At 70.6% G+C, this 18,140-nt stretch carries 19 protein-coding genes, 1 tRNA gene, 1 other RNA gene and 1 pseudogene; 10 read left to right on the top strand and 12 right to left on the bottom strand.

Going from position 1 to position 18,140, the window contains the following annotated elements; translation table 11 throughout:
* Positions 1-279: 279 nt before the first annotated feature.
* The 6 genes from ABZ312_RS01315 to ffs form a co-directional block, all read right to left on the bottom strand.
* A complete protein-coding gene (locus ABZ312_RS01315) occupies positions 280-1,554 on the bottom strand; it encodes an aspartate kinase (protein ID WP_499513036.1) in 1,275 nt (424 codons plus the stop codon).
* A 237-nt stretch (positions 1,555-1,791) separates the two neighbouring features.
* Positions 1,792-2,439: a DUF5063 domain-containing protein gene (locus tag ABZ312_RS01310; protein WP_500332022.1), complete on the bottom strand. Its 648-nt coding sequence runs from the start codon at positions 2,437-2,439 to the stop codon at positions 1,792-1,794.
* Positions 2,432-3,031 (bottom strand): recombination mediator RecR, encoded by a 600-nt coding sequence (recR, locus tag ABZ312_RS01305; RefSeq protein ID WP_018558314.1) that lies wholly within the window; start codon positions 3,029-3,031, stop codon positions 2,432-2,434. Before recR ends, ABZ312_RS01310 begins: the two co-directional genes overlap by 8 nt.
* 25 nt (positions 3,032-3,056) lie before the next feature.
* Entirely contained in the window at positions 3,057-3,392 is a 336-nt protein-coding gene (locus tag ABZ312_RS01300; RefSeq protein ID WP_431958833.1) for a YbaB/EbfC family nucleoid-associated protein, read from the bottom strand.
* A gap of 156 nt (positions 3,393-3,548) precedes the next feature.
* Complete coding sequence (locus tag ABZ312_RS01295; protein WP_500436107.1) at positions 3,549-5,753, bottom strand: DNA polymerase III subunit gamma and tau; 2,205 nt, start codon at positions 5,751-5,753, stop codon at positions 3,549-3,551.
* Positions 5,754-5,864: 111 nt separating this feature from the next.
* An RNA gene (gene ffs / locus ABZ312_RS01290) (signal recognition particle sRNA small type) lies at positions 5,865-5,961 on the bottom strand.
* A gap of 72 nt (positions 5,962-6,033) precedes the next feature.
* Here ffs and ABZ312_RS01285 point away from each other — a divergent pair.
* Positions 6,034-6,121 (top strand) — tRNA-Ser (locus tag ABZ312_RS01285).
* A gap of 67 nt (positions 6,122-6,188) precedes the next feature.
* On the opposite strand, the pseudogene ABZ312_RS01280 reads toward ABZ312_RS01285, so the two are convergent.
* Positions 6,189-6,410, bottom strand: a pseudogene (locus tag ABZ312_RS01280) (site-specific integrase); the annotation flags it as partial.
* 20 nt (positions 6,411-6,430) lie between these two features.
* Between ABZ312_RS01280 and ABZ312_RS01275 the strand changes: the two are divergent.
* Both ABZ312_RS01275 and ABZ312_RS01270 read left to right on the top strand, forming a co-directional pair.
* Positions 6,431-6,673, top strand: coding sequence for a hypothetical protein (locus ABZ312_RS01275; RefSeq protein WP_500436105.1), 243 nt, complete (start codon positions 6,431-6,433; stop codon positions 6,671-6,673).
* Positions 6,674-6,851: 178 nt separating this feature from the next.
* Complete coding sequence (locus ABZ312_RS01270; protein ID WP_500436103.1) at positions 6,852-7,256, top strand: DUF6221 family protein; 405 nt, start codon at positions 6,852-6,854, stop codon at positions 7,254-7,256.
* A gap of 786 nt (positions 7,257-8,042) precedes the next feature.
* On the opposite strand, the gene ABZ312_RS01265 is transcribed toward ABZ312_RS01270, so the two are convergent.
* Positions 8,043-8,684 (bottom strand): TolB family protein, encoded by a 642-nt coding sequence (locus ABZ312_RS01265; protein WP_500436101.1) that lies wholly within the window; start codon positions 8,682-8,684, stop codon positions 8,043-8,045.
* A gap of 1,017 nt (positions 8,685-9,701) precedes the next feature.
* Here ABZ312_RS01265 and ABZ312_RS01260 point away from each other — a divergent pair.
* The 3 genes from ABZ312_RS01260 (at position 9,702) to ABZ312_RS01250 (ending at position 11,639) form a co-directional block, all read left to right on the top strand.
* The gene (locus tag ABZ312_RS01260) at positions 9,702-10,133 is read left to right on the top strand and encodes a hypothetical protein (protein ID WP_500436100.1); all 432 of its coding nucleotides are present in this window, start codon (positions 9,702-9,704) and stop codon (positions 10,131-10,133) included.
* Positions 10,134-10,220: 87 nt separating this feature from the next.
* Entirely contained in the window at positions 10,221-10,754 is a 534-nt protein-coding gene (locus ABZ312_RS01255) for a SigE family RNA polymerase sigma factor (RefSeq protein WP_500331853.1), read from the top strand.
* A gap of 9 nt (positions 10,755-10,763) precedes the next feature.
* Positions 10,764-11,639, top strand: a complete 876-nt coding sequence (locus ABZ312_RS01250; RefSeq protein WP_500331855.1) for a hypothetical protein — start codon at positions 10,764-10,766, stop codon at positions 11,637-11,639.
* A gap of 76 nt (positions 11,640-11,715) precedes the next feature.
* Here ABZ312_RS01250 and ABZ312_RS01245 read toward each other — a convergent pair whose 3' ends face one another.
* Entirely contained in the window at positions 11,716-12,564 is an 849-nt protein-coding gene (locus ABZ312_RS01245) for an alpha/beta fold hydrolase (RefSeq protein ID WP_500359600.1), read from the bottom strand.
* Positions 12,565-12,764: 200 nt separating this feature from the next.
* On the opposite strand from ABZ312_RS01245, the gene ABZ312_RS01240 reads away from it, so the two are divergent.
* The 4 genes from ABZ312_RS01240 (at position 12,765) to ABZ312_RS01225 (ending at position 15,278) form a co-directional block, all read left to right on the top strand.
* Entirely contained in the window at positions 12,765-13,268 is a 504-nt protein-coding gene (locus ABZ312_RS01240) for a MarR family winged helix-turn-helix transcriptional regulator (RefSeq protein ID WP_500331859.1), read from the top strand.
* A gap of 142 nt (positions 13,269-13,410) precedes the next feature.
* Complete coding sequence (locus tag ABZ312_RS01235; protein WP_500331861.1) at positions 13,411-13,962, top strand: SigE family RNA polymerase sigma factor; 552 nt, start codon at positions 13,411-13,413, stop codon at positions 13,960-13,962.
* Positions 13,955-14,530, top strand: a complete 576-nt coding sequence (locus ABZ312_RS01230) for a hypothetical protein (RefSeq protein WP_500436098.1) — start codon at positions 13,955-13,957, stop codon at positions 14,528-14,530. Before ABZ312_RS01235 ends, ABZ312_RS01230 begins: the two co-directional genes overlap by 8 nt.
* Before the next feature lie 97 nt (positions 14,531-14,627).
* Complete coding sequence (locus tag ABZ312_RS01225; protein WP_500436097.1) at positions 14,628-15,278, top strand: hypothetical protein; 651 nt, start codon at positions 14,628-14,630, stop codon at positions 15,276-15,278.
* 76 nt (positions 15,279-15,354) lie between these two features.
* On the opposite strand, the gene fmdA is transcribed toward ABZ312_RS01225, so the two are convergent.
* From fmdA to ABZ312_RS01210, 3 genes are all read right to left on the bottom strand, one after another.
* Positions 15,355-16,602 (bottom strand): formamidase, encoded by a 1,248-nt coding sequence (gene fmdA / locus ABZ312_RS01220; protein WP_500331867.1) that lies wholly within the window; start codon positions 16,600-16,602, stop codon positions 15,355-15,357.
* 76 nt (positions 16,603-16,678) lie between these two features.
* Positions 16,679-17,308, bottom strand: coding sequence for an AmiS/UreI family transporter (locus ABZ312_RS01215; protein ID WP_500331869.1), 630 nt, complete (start codon positions 17,306-17,308; stop codon positions 16,679-16,681).
* Positions 17,309-17,445: 137 nt separating this feature from the next.
* The gene (locus ABZ312_RS01210; RefSeq protein WP_500331871.1) at positions 17,446-17,724 is read right to left on the bottom strand and encodes an FmdB family zinc ribbon protein; all 279 of its coding nucleotides are present in this window, start codon (positions 17,722-17,724) and stop codon (positions 17,446-17,448) included.
* Positions 17,725-18,140: the final 416 nt, after the last annotated feature.

Below are 18,140 nucleotides of genomic sequence, written 5' to 3'. Positions count from 1 at the left end.
GACACGCGTCCCCCCGTCAGGGTTGTACGCCCGAGGCACCGTTTTTGACGGTGTAGCACATATGCGCATGCGTACCAACTCTTCCCCAATGCCCCTTTTGCTGGCGCTGTTGCGCCGCGCCCGGCCTGCAGCACAGTAGGGCAGTGCGCTGACACAAAGACGCTCCCTGCGCGTCGCACGGTTGCGACACACAGGGAGCTGAAATTGTCTGGCGCCTACAGGCTTCCGATCAAGCGGTCCAGACCAGAGATTTGGGTCACCCGACCGAAATCGGGGTGCTCAGCGGCCTGTTCCTCCGTAGACGACCGCTTCGTCGGTTTCGCTGTCCAGGCCGAACGCGGAGTGCACGGCGCGCACGGCCTCGTTGACGTCGTCGGCGCGGGTGACGACCGAGATGCGGATCTCGGAGGTCGAGATCAGCTCGATGTTCACGCCCGCGTTGGACAGCGCCTCGAAGAACTGCGCCGTGACACCGGGGTTGGTCTTCATGCCTGCGCCGACCAGCGAGATCTTGGCGATCTGGTCGTCGTAGCGGAGCGTCTCGAAACCGATGGTGCCCTGGACGCGCTTCAGGGCCTCGATCGCCCTCGGGCCGTCGGCCTTGGGGAGGGTGAAGGAGATGTCGGTCAGGCCGGTGGCCGCGGCCGACACGTTCTGCACCACCATGTCGATGTTGATCTCGGCGTCCGCGATCGCCCGGAAGATCACGGCCGCCTCGCCCGGCTTGTCGGGCACACCGACGACCGTCACCTTGGCCTCGGATGTGTCGTGCGCGACACCGGAGATGATCGCGTGCTCCATGCCCGTCTGGTCCTCTCGCGGCTCATTGCTGACCCAAGTGCCCTGGAGGCCGGAGAACGACGACCGGACGTGGATCGGGATGTTGTAACGGCGGGCGTACTCCACGCAGCGGTGGAGCAGCACCTTGGAGCCGGAGCTGGCGAGCTCCAGCATGTCCTCGGAGGAGATCCAGTCGATCTTCCGCGCCTTCTTCACCACGCGCGGGTCGGCGGTGAACACGCCGTCGACGTCGGTGTAGATCTCGCACACCCCGGCGTCGAGGGCCGCCGCCAGCGCCACCGCGGTGGTGTCGGAGCCGCCCCGGCCCAGCGTCGTGATGTCCTTGCTGTCCTGGGACACGCCCTGGAAGCCGGCCACGATCGCGATGTTGCCCTGGTCGAGGGCGGTGCGGATGCGGCCCGGCGTGACGTCGATGATGCGTGCTTTGTTGTGGACGGAGTCGGTGATGACACCCGCCTGACTACCGGTGAACGACTGCGCCTCGTGTCCGAGGTTCTTGATCGCCATCGCCAGCAGGGCCATGGAGATCCGTTCTCCGGCGGTCAGCAGCATGTCGAACTCGCGGCCGGTAGGCATCGGAGATACCTGTTCGGCGAGCTCGATCAACTCGTCCGTCGTGTCACCCATCGCCGAGACCACGACGACCACCTGGTGGCCGCTCTTCTTGGCATCGACGATCCGCTTGGCAACGCGCTTGATGCCCTCGGCATCCGCAACGGAGGAGCCGCCGTACTTCTGCACGACAAGGCCCACGTGCGCTCCTCAAATCCGGTACTGCGTTCGGCTCAGTCTAACGAGCAGGCCGGAACCGACCCCTCAATACCACATGCTGAGACGCCGGGCCCACTCTGCGAGCCATCTGCCCAACGACACGCCGACCTATGCACACCGGGCGGCGTGCTCCGGGTCACTACGGCCCCGGGTCCCCGCCTGGGAGACCCGACCACGCACACGCGCCCGCCCCTCGGGAGGGGCGGGCGCGGTGGGGGTTCAGCGGCTGGGGCGCAGCCCCAGCGGCTTGGCGATCTCGGCGGCCATGACCCGGCCGGCCTCGGCGGCGAGCTTGTCCTCGTCGTCCGCGCCGTGGTCGGTGTCCAGTCCGTCCAGCGCGTCCAGCGGGCTGTCCAGCCGCACATGGGCGACGAGGGACTGCAGGGCCCGCAGCGAGGCCGAGGCGGTCGGCCCCCAGTTGGACAGGTAGGAGAACTGCCACCACCACAGCGCCTCGCTGACCCGGCCCTCGCGGAAGTGCGCCAGGCCGTGCGCGAGGTCCGTCACCACGTCCGCGAGGTCGTCGGAGATCCGGCAGGCCACCGGGGTGCTGCGCGGCACGTAAGGGTCGAAGACCTCGGAGTAGACGTCGATCGGCTCCAGCAGCACCGCGAGCCGCTGGCGCAGCTCGTCGGCGTCGGGCTCCGGGCCGATGTCGGGCTCGTAGCGCTCCTCCGGGACGATGTCCTCGTGCGCCCCGAGGCGGCCCCCGGCCAGCAGCAGCTGGGAGACCTCCAGCAGCAGGTAGGGCACCGCGCTGTCGGGGTCGTCGCCCTTGGCGACCTCCCGTACCGACAGGATGAAGCTCTCGATCTGGTCCGAGATCGAGGAGGCGAAGTCGTCGGGGTCCAGGGCGTTGTCAGACATCAAGCAGCCGCCTTCCTTCAAAGGCCCGGCCGAGCGTGACCTCGTCGGCGTACTCCAAGTCGCCGCCGACCGGCAGACCGCTCGCGAGACGGGTGACCTTCAGTCCCATCGGTTTGACCATGCGTGCGAGATACGTGGCCGTCGCCTCCCCCTCGAGGTTGGGGTCGGTGGCCAGGATCAGCTCGGTGACGCTACCGTCCGCGAGCCGCGCCAGCAGCTCCCGTATGCGCAGGTCGTCCGGGCCGACCCCCTCGATCGGACTGATCGCGCCGCCGAGCACGTGGTAGCGGCCGCGGAACTCGCGGGTCCGCTCGATCGCCACCACGTCCTTGGGTTCCTCGACCACGCAGATGACGGCCGGGTCGCGGCGCGGATCACGGCAGACCCGGCACTGGTCGGCCTCGGCGACGTTGCCGCAGACCGCGCAGAACCTGACCTTCGCCTTCACCTCGCTGAGGGCGTGCGCGAGCCGTCGGACGTCGGCGGGGTCCGCCTGCAGGATGTGGAAGGCGATCCGCTGCGCGCTCTTGGGACCCACGCCGGGCAGCCTGCCCAGCTCGTCGATCAGGTCCTGAACCACGCCCTCGTACACGCTGTGCCCTCTTCGTCGCCTGGAACTAGAAAGGAAGGCCGGGGATGCCCCCGAGCCCCTGGGCGAGCGGGCCGAGCTTGCTCTGCTGCAGCTCCTGCGCGCTCGCGGTCGCGTTGTGCACGGCGGCGACGACCAGATCGGCCAGCGTCTCCGTGTCCTCAGGATCGACCGCCTTGGGGTCGATGACCAGCCCCCGCAGCTCACCGGCTCCGGTCACGGTCGCCTTCACCAGACCACCGCCGGCCGTTCCCTCGATCTCGGTCTCGGCGAGCTCCTGCTGGGCCGCCGCGAGGTCCTGCTGCATCTTCTGTGCCTGCTTGAGCAGCTGCTGCATGTTCGGCTGACCACCACCGGGGATCACGGTCTCGCTCCTGCCTCACGACGTCGGTTGTGCGGGTAGGGCGAGCCTACGTGCTCGGGGGCCCGCTCGCGCTACCCGTACGAGGGAACGAGCGGCGCGCGTCGCCCGTTCCGCCCCCGCCGTACCGTTCCGCACAGGGGAACGGGGGCGCCGCGGCTACTCGTTGGCGATCTCCTCGATCACGGTGGCACCCAGCTCGCGCACGATGAGGTCGTGGCCGCTGAGCGCCGTCTCGTCCAGGTCCGGGTCGTCGTCCTCGGGCATGTCGTACTCGATGGGCGGCGGCTCGTCGGTGACCGGCGGGTACGCGGACGCCGCAGGCGCCGCGTTGACGGCGGCACGGGCCGCCGCGGCGGCGGGCGGCGACGGGGACGGCGCCGGGCTCTGGGACTGCTGGTGGGGTTGTTGCTGCGGTTGCTGGTGATGGTGCTGGTGCGGCTGCTGCTGCTGCTGCGCGGACGGTGCCGGGGACGCGGGGGCGGGACGGGAGCCGCCGGGGCCACCGCCGGGTCCCGCCGGGCCCGGGCCACCGCCTCCGGGGCCGCCGCCCGGGCTGACGATCGCCTCGATGCGCCACTGGACGCCCAGGGCCTCGCTGATCGCCTGCTTGAGCACCTCCTCGTGTCCGCGGTTGGCGAAGCTGTCGCGGGCACCGGGGTTGTCGAAGCCGATCTGCAGGGTCGAGCCGTCGAAGCCGACGAGCCGGGCGTTCTGGTCGAGCAGTATCCACGTCACCTTGCGCAGCCGCTTGACCGCCTCGAGGACGGTGGGCCACATCTGGTGGACGCGTGAGGCGTCGCCGATGGGCTGCGCGCCCGCCGCGGGCGGTGCAGGAGCGGGGTCCTGTGCGGGCGGCGCCGCGGGGGCGGACTCCGGGGCCGGGGCCGACGCCGATGCCGCGGTGGGCCAGGCGCCGGGACGCTGCCCGCCGCCGGGGGCGGCAGCGGTCGGCCAGGCGCCGGGACGTTGCGCGGCCGGGGGCTGCGCGGGCGGGGCGGCGGGCGCCGGCGTGGGCTCGGGGGCGGCCGCCGGGGCCGGTGTGGATGCGGGTGCGGGTGTGGCGGGGGGTGCGGCTTCGGCGGGCCGGGCCGGTCCGCCCATCGCCGCGCGCGCCGCGGCGGGGCCGCCGCCGGGCGGGAGCGGTTCGCCGAACTCCACGACCGGGGCCGCCGGGCCGCCCGCGGGGGCCGCGAAACCACCGGCGGAGGCGCGGCGTTCCAGCCGGTCCAGGCGGGCCTGCAGCGACCGCTCGTCGTCGTAGGCCGCCGGCAGCAGCACGCGGGCGCAGATCAACTCCAGCTGCAGACGCGGCGAGGTCGCCCCGCGCATCTCCGTGAGCCCGCTGTTGACCAGGTCCGCGGCACGGCTGAGCTCCGCCGCCCCGAACACCCCGGCTTGGGCCCGCATCCGCTCCACGACGTCGGCGGGGGCGTCGATCAGCCCCTTCTCCAACGCGTCCGGCACCGCCGCGAGGATCACCAGGTCCCGCAGCCGCTCCAGCAGGTCGGCCACGAAGCGCCGCGGGTCGTGCCCGCCCTCGATCACGCGGTCCACGACCTCGAACGCCGCCGCGCCGTCCCCGGCGGCGAAGGCGTCCACGACGTCGTCCAGCAGCGCGGCGTCGGTGTAGCCGAGCAGCGAGGTCGCCATGGCGTACGTCACACCGGCCTCGCCCGCACCGGCGAGCAACTGGTCCATCACGGACATCGAGTCACGCACCGAGCCGGCCCCGGACCGGACCACCAGCGGGTACACCCCTGCCTCGACCGGGATCGCCTCCCGCTCGCAGACCTCCGCCAGGTAGTCGCGCAGCGTGCCGGGCGGCACCAGCCGGAACGGGTAGTGGTGGGTGCGCGACCGGATGGTGCCGATGACCTTCTCGGGCTCGGTGGTCGCGAAGATGAACTTCAGGTGCTCCGGGGGCTCCTCGACCACCTTCAGCAGGGCGTTGAAGCCCGCCGAGGTGACCATGTGCGCCTCGTCGATGATGTAGATCTTGTAACGGCTGCTCGCCGGCCCGAAGAAGGCCTTCTCCCGCAGGTCGCGGGCGTCGTCCACACCGCCGTGCGACGCCGCGTCGATCTCGATCACGTCGATCGACCCCGGGCCGTTGCGGGCCAGGTCGCGGCACGACTGGCACTCCCCGCACGGCGTCGGCGTCGGGCCCTTCTCGCAGTTCAGGCAGCGCGCCAGGATGCGGGCGCTGGTCGTCTTGCCGCAGCCGCGCGGCCCGCTGAACAGGTACGCGTGGTTGACCCGGTTGTTCCGCAGCGCCTGCTGCAGCGGGTCCGTGACGTGCTCCTGCCCGATGACCTCGGCGAAGGACTCGGGACGATAGCGGCGGTACAGAGCGAGGGACACGCCTACGACGATATCGGCCCCCACCGACACCCGGGCCCCGCGCGTGTGACGGCCCCCACACCGGCGGCCCCCGCGGCCGCCCCGGGCCGCGTTCCCACAGGCCCGCGGGCAGCAAAAGACCCCTCACGCACCCGCCAGAGCCCACCTACCCTTGCTGCCTTCCGGCCCTGGGGGAGTTCAGCGAGATAGCGCCACGTGAGGGGCTACGCCCACCCTACCTGATCGGATCACCCGGGAACGAGTTCGCGAGCACTCCCTCCGGTCTAGTAATGTTTGCCGCGGAGGATTCGCCTAGAGGCCTAGGGCGCACGCTTGGAAAGCGTGTTGGGGGCAACCCCTCACGAGTTCGAATCTCGTATCCTCCGCCAGTGCCTCACCGGGCACGTTGTCGAAGGGCCCCACCGGTCGCGGTGGGGCCCTTCGACGTTCTCCGTCTCAGTTGGTATCCGGCGAGCTCCACAGCGCGTCGCCGACCTGGCGAGCCACGTGCTTCAGCACGGGTCCGGTCACGTGCGTGTACCGCGAGCGCATCCGGGCCGAGCCGCCCGGTTCCCAGCCCATGATCGCGTCGACGACGACATCAGGGACGCCGAGCAGAAGGAGGACCGTCGCCGCGGTGTGCCGGGCGTCGTGCAGCCGGCCGTCCCGTACTCCCGCGAGCCCACGATGAGCGCCCGATGGGCGCCTTCAACCTTCATCTGGACAGTTCGTGGGGTTACGACGGTGTCGCCGGGGACCCGGAGGTGGCCTCCTCCATGGAGGAGATGCTCAGCGTTGCCGGCCTACCTGACGAAACCTTGCCCCGTGGCGACGTATACCGAACCGCACTGGAGGCAATCCAGCGGCGCTTCGGCCTTGCTTTGTCCCGCAAGCGAATGTTGGACGAGCCACTCCCCACCGCGGTGCTGGAAACCATCTGATCCGCTGCCGTGCCACATCCGTGCCCAGAACGGACGGGGACTCACAGGGAATGGGGGTGTGCAGGAGGACATGGCGTCGGACTCCGCCCAGGGCAAGGAGCCACAGGTCAGGCCGGTGATCGCCCCACCTCGCTCCTAGTGCGGGTGTCGAGCGTGGTCCAAGGTCGACAATGCACTCATGAGCGACGAGTTGACGGAGTTCCTGCGGAGGCGACTCGACGAGGACGCCGAGCTGGCCGGCCGATGCGATGGTGACGGATGCGGACAGTGGACCGCCCACGGCCACACCGTGGACTTCTGTCAGGTCGACCTCTCCGGTTTCCATCCGACGATCGCGAAACACGTGGCGCTGCACGATCCTGCCCGCGTGCTCCGAGAGGTCGCAGCAAAGCGCCGCACCCTGACACGGCATGTGCTCAGCCCTGCTGTCGGTGATCCCGAGTTGCCCTGGGACAACCAAGACGACTGCCAGTGGGACGGGGAGGACTGGCCCTGCGCCGACCTGTTCGACTTGGCGCTGCCCTACGCCGATCACCCCGACTTCCAAGAGCACTGGCTGCCGCACCAGATCCGCACCAGATAGGGCAGGGATCACCGGTCAACCACGGTCACAAGAACAACCCCACGGCATGCCGTGCGTCTCCTGTTTGCGCAGGTCAATGCCCCAGCGGGACTGCGGCGTCCATGAGTGCGGGTGTTACGGCGCCGGCTTCCGTGAGCACCTCGAAACCGTGCTTCACGCACTGCCCAGGAAGAGTGCGCGTGAGTTGCGTGCCCTCGTGCGGGCCCTCGACAGAAAGATTCTGGCAAGGGCCAAGGTCATCCCGGCTGACAACCTAGACGTGCCATGGTGGGAAGGTCCGCTCTAGGACCATGGCGACCGGCTCGGTTTCCGTCTCATTCAGCCCCGTTCACAGCCGTTCAGTCGAGACTTCCAGCCGTCTGCACATCGACAGCCAGCCGCCCATGAACGCAGGTGAACGCCCCCGTACACACCCCGCAACCCCACCACCACAGTTGGAAAGCGTTGCGGGCAACCCCTCACGAGTTCGAATCTCGTATCCTCCGCAGCCGCCTGAAGAGGCAAAACGAGGGCCCCGCTGATCGTCAGCAGGGCCCTTCGTCATGCTGCCCGACCCTCGTTGCCCCGGAGAGATCCAGGGCCCTTGACGTTGCGGGGGCGGTACCACCGTCGGGTGCACCCTCAGGGCCACCAGGAGGTCTCTCCCGCCGGTCCGGCCCGCGCGGTGGTGCCGGGGGCCGGACCGGCGTGGTGGCTGGTCAGCCGATGGTTGCAATGCCGTCGGTGGTGATGGTGGGGCGGCCCAAGGTGCCGTTACGGGTCAGTGAGCTACGGCACCCTGACGGGTCAGTTCTCGATCCACTCGGTCAATTCCGTTCCGGGGAGATCGGAAATCATTCGTGCATTGTGATTGTCTGCATCCGCCACGTACAGCCCGTGTTGCCCTGTGCCCGGGTCATAGGCCGAGTAGGCGATCTGACTGCCGTCGGGCGAGTACACCGGCGAGACACCCATGAGGCCGGAGATGACGGATGTGCTGTCGCCGGTCGTGGTGTCGACCACACTCGCCCCACTGTCGGTGGGGTAGATGATGTGGCGTCCGTCCGGTGACCAGCTGGCAGGTGCGTTCCAGACCCGGTGGTCCGTAGTGAGCTGGCGTACCTGGCGGGTGGCCAGATTCATGACAAACAGGTCGACGCCGTATTCCGTGTTCCCGAAATCATCCAGGTACTCCACGGGTTGGTGGAAGGCAATCTGCGTGCTATCGGGCGAGAAGGTCGGGCGGAGCCCCGGGCCCAGGGACTCGAAGCCCCCTCCGTCGGGCTTTACCCATCCCATTCCCTGAGTGCTGTCGAAAACGATGTGCTGGCCGTCTGGAGCCCAGTCAGGAAATTCAAGACTGGTGAAGCCGGCCTCGTCCGCCCCGGCGGTGAACAGGGTGCGCTGATCCGCTCCACCGACTGCGGAAACCATCAGGGAAGTGGGCATGCCGCAACTGTTGACAGGCTGGCACCCGGGTGTACCGGCGAACGCGACCTGCGAACCATCCGGTGACACTACTCCGTCCACGCCGGCGGTGGTGAGGGTCTTCGTGACCGCTCCGCTCTTCGGGTTCACCTCGAACGTTCCACGCGTGTCGGAGGTCCATTCGGAGACGACGAGCCTGCCTGCTGTGCTGCTGTCGACAGTGGACGATGAGCTGAGCTCGAGCGCGGAGGCGGTGCCAAGGAAGGGCAGAGTGACCGCGATCGAGATACCGATGATTGCTATAGCGCGCGTATACCGCACTCATACTCCATCGTCCAGGAGGCCCGAGGCCTCATCTTCAGGCCCGATTCACTCGAACCATCATTAGATCAGGCGTCCGGGCGGCCCCAGGTGTCACAGGACGTTGGCGCCCATGCTGTGCGGCAGCTCCCACCGGTGCGGCCGGCATCGCTTCTGGTGACTGGTTTGGTGGCGGGTCCACCCTCGGCAACGGCGACGTTGAACGAGCTGACGTAACCGGCGACCGCGAGGCGGTGACCGTGCAGCCTGACCGAGACAACTGCGAGAACCCGCACCGCAGCGGGTACGCGCGCGTCGACCTCACGTACAGCGATGGACACGGCTTCCCGTTCATCATGGGCAACCAACCACAAGGGCGCGGAGTTCGTCGGCGTCGTCCCTGGTGTCTGAGCTGAGACCTCGGCTCTGCGTGTTGGGGGCAACCCCTCACGAGTTCGAATCTCGTATCCTCCGCCAGTGCCTCACCGGGCACGTTGCCGAAGGGCCCCACCGGTCGCGGTGGGGCCCTTCGACGTTCCTCGGTGTGTGGGCGTGATCAATGGCGGGTTGGCCCTACGTGCAATCGGCATCCCTTCCGAAGCCCGTTGTCGTGACCGTGCCGGCCCGCATGGTGCTCTCCGGCTGCGGCGCTCAGCGCGCCGCCACCGATCGGAGCCCCGCGGGAAGCGCGGGCTCCGTGCGTCCCCGCTCGGTACCGAGCGCAGCGCCGAACCGGAGATGCGGTTCCTGGAGCTGATCACCTCCGTCACGCAGAGCCGCACCACGGACGTCCCCGGCGACAAGGGTGAGGTGCCCGAGCCCGAGGACCTGCCCGGTCGGGGAGGCTCACCCGCGCCGAGGTACGGGTCGGGCGAGACCCCGCCGGGTGTTCCGGACGCCGAGGGCGACATGCCGGTGCCTTTGGACGATTCGGCGCCACCGGAGCCGGACCCTGAGTCCGCCGGGCCCAGACCGGTGGAGGTTCCGCTGACCGCCACCGAGACGTGTGGGGGCGGCGAGCACGCGGAGCGCGTCAACGAGGCGTTGGGGAACACGAAGCCCGGCTACCGGGCCTTGCGCGAGGAGCTGACGGGCATGGGCTACCCGGCGTCGCGCGTTCACCGGATGCCGGATGCCGGATGCCGGATGCCGGACCGTGCCGCGCGGTGAAATCCGCTTTCAACCTCCGGAGGGCGGCGGCGCTCTGAACACGGGTGACAGGACAGGGCCCCGTGCGGGGCCCCGAGAGGAGAGCAGATGCCGGAGAACGGCCGGGGCCCGGGAGCGGCGGCGGGCCCGCGGGCGCCGGAAAGCTTCGAAGCCTTCGCCCGGGCGAGTCAGAAACGGCTGTACCGGACCGCGTACCTGCTGTGCGGGGATGCGGACACGGCCCGGGACCTGACGCAGACCACGCTGGCCAAGCTGTGCCAGCACTGGCGGCGGGCGAGTGCCGCCGACCACATCGAGGCGTACGCCAGGACCGTGCTGACCCGTACGTACCTGGCCGAGCGGAGGCGGCGGCTGCGGGACCTGCTGGCGCACTCGCGTCCCGGGCCGGGGCCCTCGCCCGACCATGCCGACCTGCGGGTGACGCTGTTGTCGGCGCTCGCCGGACTGCCGCCCAGGGCCAGGGCCATGGTCGTGCTGCGCTACTGGGAGGACCAGAGCGTCGAGTCCGTCGCCACGCTGCTGAAGTGCAGCGAGTCCACCGTCAAGAGCCAGTGCTCACGCTCCCTGGCCAAGTTGCGCGCCCAGTTGGGCGAGGCCCACGTCTACGCCACGGGAAGCTGAGGGACCGCCATGGGAGACAACATGCCCGAGGACGAGCACGGGAGCGCCCTGCTGGTGAGGGACGCCATGGAGCACGCGGTGGCGCAGCTGCCGCCCGCCCACGACCTGGTGCCCGCGGCGGTGGTCCAGGGACGGCGCCGCAGGGCACGGGTCCGGGTCGCCGTCGCCGCCGGGGTCGCCTGTGCGGTCGGGGCCGTGGTGTTCGGATCCGCGGCGCTGCCGGGCGGGGACGGCGGGGGCAGGACGGTCCGTCCCGCCGCGAGCACCACACCCGCGCCGCGTACGTCCGAGGAGCCGGCGCCGTACCGGACGCCGGTCCACCTCGAACCCACCAGTGACACCGAGGAGTCCATGGCCGATCTGCCGCCCGCCGAGCGCGAGCGCCAGGAGGGGTTCCAGCAGCAGGCGGCGGTCCTCCTCGACGAGCTGCTTCCGGACGCGGTCGGCCTGATCCGGCCGGTCGACCTCGCGGTGTGGCACTACCAGGGTGAGACCGCGGGCGGGAAGGTGTTCACCGTCAGCCTGTCGGTGCGGCCCTCCGGCGGTGCCCCCGGGACGACCCGGCACGGGGCCACGTGCCCCGAGGACCCCGACTCCCTCAGGGGCGGCAGCTGCGCGCAGGGCACGCTGCCGGGCGGCGTCAAGGTGGCGGCGTACCGCCTGCTCGACGGCTCCCCGGACACGATGTACACCCGGGTCCGCTTCGTCTACGGCCACAGCGACGTGGAACTCGCCGTCTACCCCGACCAGGACACGAAGACCTCCGCCCCGGTCACCGCGGGACAACTGCTGGCGGTGGTGCGCGACCGGCGCTTCCTCGACCTGGTGCGGTACGCCGACGCGCATCCCGTGGAGAAGAAGCAGATCCCCGTCCTGGGCGGCTGAGCGGCGCAGCCACCGGGCGGCACGAGGACCCCGGCCGGGATCCGGCCGGGGTCCTTCGGGTCGTACGCGGGGTGGGTCAGCGGACGGTGGAGCGGGCGGCCTGCTCGATGATGCGGGTCACCGCGCCGGGGCGGGAGACCGAGACGGCGTGGGAGGCCTTGACCTCGACGGTGTGGGCGTGGGCCCGCTCGGCCATGAAGCGCTGGGCGGCGAGGGTGATGTTCTTGTCCTGGGTGGTGACCAGGTCCCAGGACGGGATGGTCCGCCAGGCGGCACCCGCGGCCTTCTCGTCGAAGACCGACGCGGCCACGGGGCGCTGGGTGGCGGCCATCTGCTCGGCGACGGACTTCGGCACGTCGGCGGCGAACTGGGCGCGGAACTTGTCGGCCTTGATGTACAGGTCGGTGCCGGTGCCCCCGCCGGGGAGCGGGAAGGGCACGGCGTTGAGGGTCTCGCCCAGGGTGCCGCCGGGGAACTTGTCGGAGATCTGCGTGACGGTCTCGCCCTTGTCCGGGGCGAAGGCGGCTATGTAGACCAGCGCCTTGACGTTGGGGGAGTCGGCCGCGGCCTCGGTGATCACCGAGCCGCCGTAGGAGTGGCCGACGAGCACGACCGGGCCCTTCACGCTCTTCAGGAAGCTGTGCACGTACGCCGAGTCGCTCGCCAGGCCGCGCAGCGGATTGGCCGGGGCCACAACCGGATAGCCCGCGTGCTTCAGGCGTGACACCACGCCGTTCCAGCTGGAGGAGTCCGCGAACGCGCCGTGCACCAGGACGACCGTGGGCTTCTTCTCCTGCGGGCGGTGCGCGGCCTTGGCGGCGCTGGCCGGGGCCGTGGCCGTCAGCGTGAGGGCCGCGACGCCGGCGGCGGCGCCCAGGACGGCGACGCTCTTGCGGGTGGGGCGGAGGACGGTCTTGAGGTTCACGGTGGCTCCTTGGCGTACGGCGCCCGGCTGGCACGCCGGGCAGGCGGTCGGTCCGGGGCGTCCGCTCCGGGCGATGACGAGAAATCTAGCGTCCGTTTAAGTTGTGCGCAAGCTAATCGACTACGAGTTACTAGCCCGCATGGAAGGTGCGACAATGTCCGCCGGGAGAACCACCGACGACCAAGGAGGGGGAGGGAATCGTGAACGACGACACCCGCGCACCCGGGAACGGCGGCACCGCGGAGCCCTCGCTGCTGCTGGACGACCACTTCTGCTTCACGCTGTACGCGGCCTCGCGCGCGGTCACCGGCGTCTACCGGCCGCTGCTGGACGCGGTGGGCCTGACCTACCCCCAGTACCTGGTCATGGTCGTGCTCTGGGAGCACGGCACCGTGTCCGTCAAGGAGCTGGTGGCCGCCCTGCACCTGGACTACGGGACGCTCACGCCGCTGATCAAGCGCCTGGAGTCGCACGGCCTGCTCGAGCGGCAGCGCCGGGCTGACGACGAGCGGGTGGTGGAGGTGGCGCTGACCCCGGAGGGGACCGCGCTGCGGGAGCGGATCCGCACCGTGCCCCTGGCGATCGGGGAGGCCATGGGGCTGACCCGGGAGGAGATCGGGACCGCACAGGACCTGCTGCGCCGGCTGACGGCGAACGTGGACCGCCACACCACGGGCGCCGAGCCCGCCGCGACGACGCCGTAGCCGTCGTAGCCGCCGTAGCCGCCGTAGCCGCCGTAGCCGCCGTAGCCGCCGCTTGAGCGTGGTCGCCCTGGGCAACAGAATGGTCCCGCGGCGTTGATCACGTGTGTGCCGGGACGCACGGCGTCCGGCCGGGGGATGAGGTATGGGACTGCCGGAGGACCCTCCGGGGCGCGTGATGGGGGAGCGTGAGTTCGACACCTTCTACGGCGCGAGCGTGGGCCGCCTCATCGGCCAGCTGTACGCGATGACGGGCGACCTCGCGGAGTCGCAGGACGTGGTGCAGGAGGCGTTCGCCCGGGCCTGGGAGCACCGGGCCGAACTCGATCTGCACGGCGCGCCCGAGGCCTGGGTGCGCACGGTGGCGTGGCGCCTGGCCGTCAGCCGCTGGCGACGCGTGCGCACCGCGCTGACGCTGGCCCGCCGGCAGGGCCCGCCCCCGGTCGTGCCGCCGCCGGAACCGCACCACGTGGTGCTGGTCGAGGCCTTGCGGCAGCTGCCGGAGGGGCAGCGGCGGGCCGTCGTCCTGCACCATCTGTGCGACCTGCCGGTGGAGCAGGTGGCCGCCGAGACCGGCTCCCCGGTCGGCACCGTCAAGGTGCACCTCAGCCGCGGGCGGGCGACGCTCGCGCGGTTGCTGGCGCACACGGAACTGGACCCCGGGGCGGGCCGACTTCCGGAGGGGAAGCATGGCTGACGGGACCGAGCTGGGCAGGCTCCTCACCGAACTCGCCGAGTCCGGCCGGGGGCGGGCCGTACCGGCGGCCGCGCACCAGGTACGGGCCCGCGGCGAAAGGCGCCGCCGCCGCGCGCGGACGGTACGGGCGTCCGTCGTGGCGGTGCTCGCCTGCGCGCTGCTGGGCGGCGGCCTCGCGCTGGCCGGGACCGCCCGGGTACCGGAACCGGCGGCGGTCACCCCGTCACCGCCGCCCTCCCCCTTCGTCCGCCCGACCCCCGCACCGGGCGAGGAGTACGCCAGCGAACTGGGGTACGTCCACGACGCGGTGGCCCAGGGCGACAGCGTGCGGGTCACCGTGCGGCAGCTCCGGGCGGCCGCGGGCGGGACGCCGACGCCCACCGGCGTGGTGCACACGCTGACTCTGCCGCGCACGACGCTCGTGGAGACGCGCCGGCTGTCGGGCGGACAGCCCGAGGACCGTCAACTGGGTGAGCTGGTCGGCCGGCTGGCCGGAGGGCCGCGGTGGAAGTTCGAGATCGACTACGACGGCGAGGGACGGGTGGAGTCCCTGCGGGAGGCCGGTTAGCGCGGCGGGGAGTTGTTACCGGTCCATGACATTCCCGGTGTAACCCGCGTGGCGGGCCGGTGCGTAGAGCCTGTGCACGCCACCCGTACCCGACCCGATGGGACCCACCGTGTTCGCCTCGTCCTCCCCGCGCCGCCGCGCCGCCGCCCGGATCACCGCCCTCGCCCTCACCGCCCTCGCCCTCACCGCCCTCGCCCTCACCGCCTGTTCCGGGGAGGGCAGGGACGAAGCGGATACCGCCCGTGCCGACGCGGCCGCCTCCTCCCCCGCACCGGCGACGGCTTCGGCCCCCGCCTCGCCCTCGGCGCAGCGCTCCGGCGCGCCCTCCTCCTCCTACTCCGCCCAGCCCCCGGCATCGGACGGCCCGTCGGACGCGCGGTCGCCGCAGGCCCCTGCGCGCTGGGCCGGCGGCAAGCAGTTCGTGCAGATCGACAACGCGTGGATCAAGGACGGGCGCACGTACCTCTCGGTGCGCTCCGCCCGCAAGGAACCCCTCACGGGACCGATCGAGGGGTGGGACATCATCCCCGGCAAGGGCCCGTACACGACGGTGCGCATGGCCCCGGAGGGCCGGGTCCTGCTGTCGGTCCCGCTGGGCGACGACTCCGCCCCCCACACCTACTCCCAGGCGCAGTTCATCACCCGGTGGTGGGCCCAGCCCGCCCCGGAACGCGGGTGGCTGGGCTACGACGTCAGTTTCGACCTGAACGGCGAGGTGGTCAGGCTCCAGTCGCTCTACCGCCCCTGAGCCCGCGGCGGCAAGGGTGTGCACGGGTCCCGGCCCGAGAACGGGCCGGGACCCGGTGCGCGCAGCGGCCCGGGGGTCAGGAGGTCAGCGCGGCCCGGCCGCGGTCCGCCCGCGTCGGTCCGGTGGCCGAAGGCCGCACGTCGAAGTCGAACATGGCGGTCGGCACGTACAGGGAGCAGCACGCGTTGGGGATGTCGACGATGCCGCTGATGCGTCCCTCTATGGGGGACGAGCCGAGCAGCAGGTAGGCCTGCTCGCCGCTGTAGCCGAACTTCTTGAAGTACTCGACGGCGTTGAGGCACGCGCGGCGGTAGGCGAGCGTCGCGTCGAGGTAGTAGTTGGTGTCCGTGTCGTGGTCGACGGAGATCCCGATGAAGGTGAGGAAGTCCGAGTAACGCGGTTCGACGTTGCCGGGCATGAACACCGGGTTGGTCGAGATGCCGTACGTCTCCATGCCGCCCTTGATCAGGTCGACGTGGAAGTCGATGAACCCGCCCATCTCGATGGCGCCGCAGAAGGTGATCTCCCCGTCGCCCTGGCTGAAGTGCAGGTCGCCGCCGGAGAGCTTGGCGTCCTTGACGTGCACCGGGTAGAAGACCCGGGAACCCCGCGTGAAGTTCTTGATGTCGTGGTTGCCTCCGTTCTCACGGGCCGGCACCGTGCGGGCGCCCTCCGCGCAGATGCGCGTGGCCAGGTCCCCGGTGGCCGTGCCGGCGAGCGCGTGGGAGGGGTCCGGGGGGACGGCCAGCGGCGGGACGCGTTCGGGGTCGGTGTCGATGAGCGCCTTCTCGCGCGCGTTCCACCGGCCCAGCAGCTCGGCGGAGGGGGCGGTCCCGAACAGCCCGGGGTGGGTGATGCCGGTGAAGCGGATCCCGGGCAGGTGCCGGGAGACCGCCTGCTGACCGTGGAAGTCCCACACCGCCTTGTAGGCGTCGGGGAAGTAGTCGGTCAGGAAGCCTCCGCCGTTGGCCTTGGCGAAGATGCCGGTGTACCCCCAGCCCTGGCCCGCCGCGTCCCCGCTCTGCTGGGGTACGGGGCCGAGGTCGAGGATGTCGACGACGAGCAGGTCGCCCGGCTCGGCGCCCTCCACGCCGATCGGGCCGCTGAGCATGTGAGGGATGGTGAGGTCGATGTCGCGGACGTCGTTGGCGGAGTCGTTGTTGCCCACCTGGCAGTCGGTCCAGTCCCGGCACTCCATCCGGAACTCGGCTCCGGGCTTCACCATGGCGGCGACAGGGATGTCAGGGTGCCACCTGTTGTGTCCTGGGGTGTCCTGATCGCGCATCGACTTGGTCTGGTCCACGCTGAAAACTACTTCGGGCATGACAGCCTCTCTTTTTCTGATCCGGTCAGGACGGTGCGCCCACGCCTCCGGCCCGACGGGCCGGGCGGGCGGACGCCTAACCCGGCGACCCGGACGACGCGGCGGCCCGGGCCTGTGCGCGCGACTTCCTGGTGAGCGGCCACAGCGCCGCGAACACGACCACTCCGAAGGCACCCAGGGCTATGGCGATCTCCGTGGTGTGCTTCCAGTAGCCGGACAGCAGCAGCGCCGCGGGGATCACACCGGTGACCCAGCCCTCGATCGCCGTCACCCAGCCGACGTAAGTGCCGAGCTCCGTTTTCCTGAGACCGAGCAGCAGGAAGAACAGACCCCACAGGAACGCCCAGTACAGCCAGATGACACCGAACGGGTAGTCCTTGAGGAGATGGAAATTGGCGAACGAGTACCCGAGGGCGACAATCGCCACGAACAGGGAGTACCAGCCGACGCAGACATTGTCGATGTTCGCGAGGATGACGATACCCACGTACAGGTAGGTGAATCCGAAGAGGTAAATCCCGGATGCCGCCAGGATCTTGTCCTGGTCACCGCCGGCCGTGAAGATGAGGTACGTCGGGGTCAGCACCTGCAGTGCACCCACGAAGAGGTTGAACACCGCCGCCGACTTGGGGTCGACCTTCTGCAAAAGCAGCAGGCCGTTCATGAAGAGCACCGCACCGACGAAGAGCAGTCCCACGTTCGCCACGGGGACGCACCTCCTAAGTCCGCGTGGGGACGGATTGCCGCCGGCGCGCCTGCTGGTCCCGCCTGGGCGGGAGGAGCGTCCGCGCTCCGGCGTCGGCCCCCCTGAGCACCTCTGACGCGCCGATCACCGCCCTCGGACTAGGGCTTGGGCAGCCGGGACAGCGCCGGATGGGGCCGCGGCTCCGGCCGCTCGCGCGGCGGTGGGGCGGACACGACGTCCGGCATCTCACGGGACTTCTCCTCCCGTTCGCGGGAGGTGGCGAGCCCGTGCGGCGTGAGGGCGAGGGAGGGCGAGCAGAACACGCGCCTGGACTCGCCCGCGCAGGCGGGGCAGTCGTACGCGTCGGGTGCGGAACCTATCGCGAGCTTGACGTCGAAAGGCCCGCAGTTGCTGCAAAGGTATTCATAGGTCGCCATGAAGTTGCCTCCGGTCGTCGGCGCACCCAGGTCAACCTCGACGTCTGCGACACACCCCGTTGAGCGCACGCCGGGGAAACAATCCCTATATCAAGGAGACGCCACGGCAAGACAGTTGTCAAGGTCGGCAGGAGACGTCCGGAGCGCGTCCGAGGGGAGTTCCGGAGTTCCCTTTCCGACGCCATCGGAAACACCGGATTCCATTCACTCGCCCTTCTCCCGGTCCGCTCGCCGGGAATACCTCATCGCCGGCGCGACCGCATTCCGGGTCTCGCGTAGGGGGCGCCGGGAGCCCTTCCCGGCGCGCCGCCCACCCGCCCGCCGGGGCCGGACCGTACCGGTCGCGCCGCCCTGCCCGGGGCGCGGGGCGCCCGACCCGGGCGGTATGACCGCTGTGAGGCGGTTCACTGCGCTTT

The sequence above is a fragment of the Streptomyces sp. NPDC006207 genome, assembly GCF_040613835.1.
Classification (GTDB): Bacteria; Actinomycetota; Actinomycetes; order Streptomycetales; family Streptomycetaceae; genus Actinacidiphila.
The sequence above is the reverse complement of the archived record's forward strand: the minus strand, read 5'-3'. Positions and strand labels throughout refer to the sequence as shown.

What these genes read in the sequence shown, in the direction of transcription:
- ABZ312_RS01310 (WP_500332022.1), bottom strand. Translation starts at nt 2,439, where the DNA reads ATGTCTGACAACGCCCTGGACCCCGACGACTTCGCCTCCTCGATCTCG.
- ABZ312_RS01275 (WP_500436105.1), top strand. Translation starts at nt 6,431, where the DNA reads ATGGGCGCCTTCAACCTTCATCTGGACAGTTCGTGGGGTTACGACGGT.
- ABZ312_RS01270 (WP_500436103.1), top strand. Translation starts at nt 6,852, where the DNA reads ATGAGCGACGAGTTGACGGAGTTCCTGCGGAGGCGACTCGACGAGGAC.
- ABZ312_RS01265 (WP_500436101.1), bottom strand. Translation starts at nt 8,684, where the DNA reads ATGCCCACTTCCCTGATGGTTTCCGCAGTCGGTGGAGCGGATCAGCGC.
- ABZ312_RS01260 (WP_500436100.1), top strand. Translation starts at nt 9,702, where the DNA reads ATGCGGTTCCTGGAGCTGATCACCTCCGTCACGCAGAGCCGCACCACG.
- ABZ312_RS01255 (WP_500331853.1), top strand. Translation starts at nt 10,221, where the DNA reads ATGCCGGAGAACGGCCGGGGCCCGGGAGCGGCGGCGGGCCCGCGGGCG.
- ABZ312_RS01250 (WP_500331855.1), top strand. Translation starts at nt 10,764, where the DNA reads ATGGGAGACAACATGCCCGAGGACGAGCACGGGAGCGCCCTGCTGGTG.
- ABZ312_RS01235 (WP_500331861.1), top strand. Translation starts at nt 13,411, where the DNA reads ATGGGACTGCCGGAGGACCCTCCGGGGCGCGTGATGGGGGAGCGTGAG.
- ABZ312_RS01230 (WP_500436098.1), top strand. Translation starts at nt 13,955, where the DNA reads ATGGCTGACGGGACCGAGCTGGGCAGGCTCCTCACCGAACTCGCCGAG.
- ABZ312_RS01225 (WP_500436097.1), top strand. Translation starts at nt 14,628, where the DNA reads ATGGGACCCACCGTGTTCGCCTCGTCCTCCCCGCGCCGCCGCGCCGCC.
- fmdA (WP_500331867.1), bottom strand. Translation starts at nt 16,602, where the DNA reads ATGCCCGAAGTAGTTTTCAGCGTGGACCAGACCAAGTCGATGCGCGAT.
- ABZ312_RS01210 (WP_500331871.1), bottom strand. Translation starts at nt 17,724, where the DNA reads ATGGCGACCTATGAATACCTTTGCAGCAACTGCGGGCCTTTCGACGTC.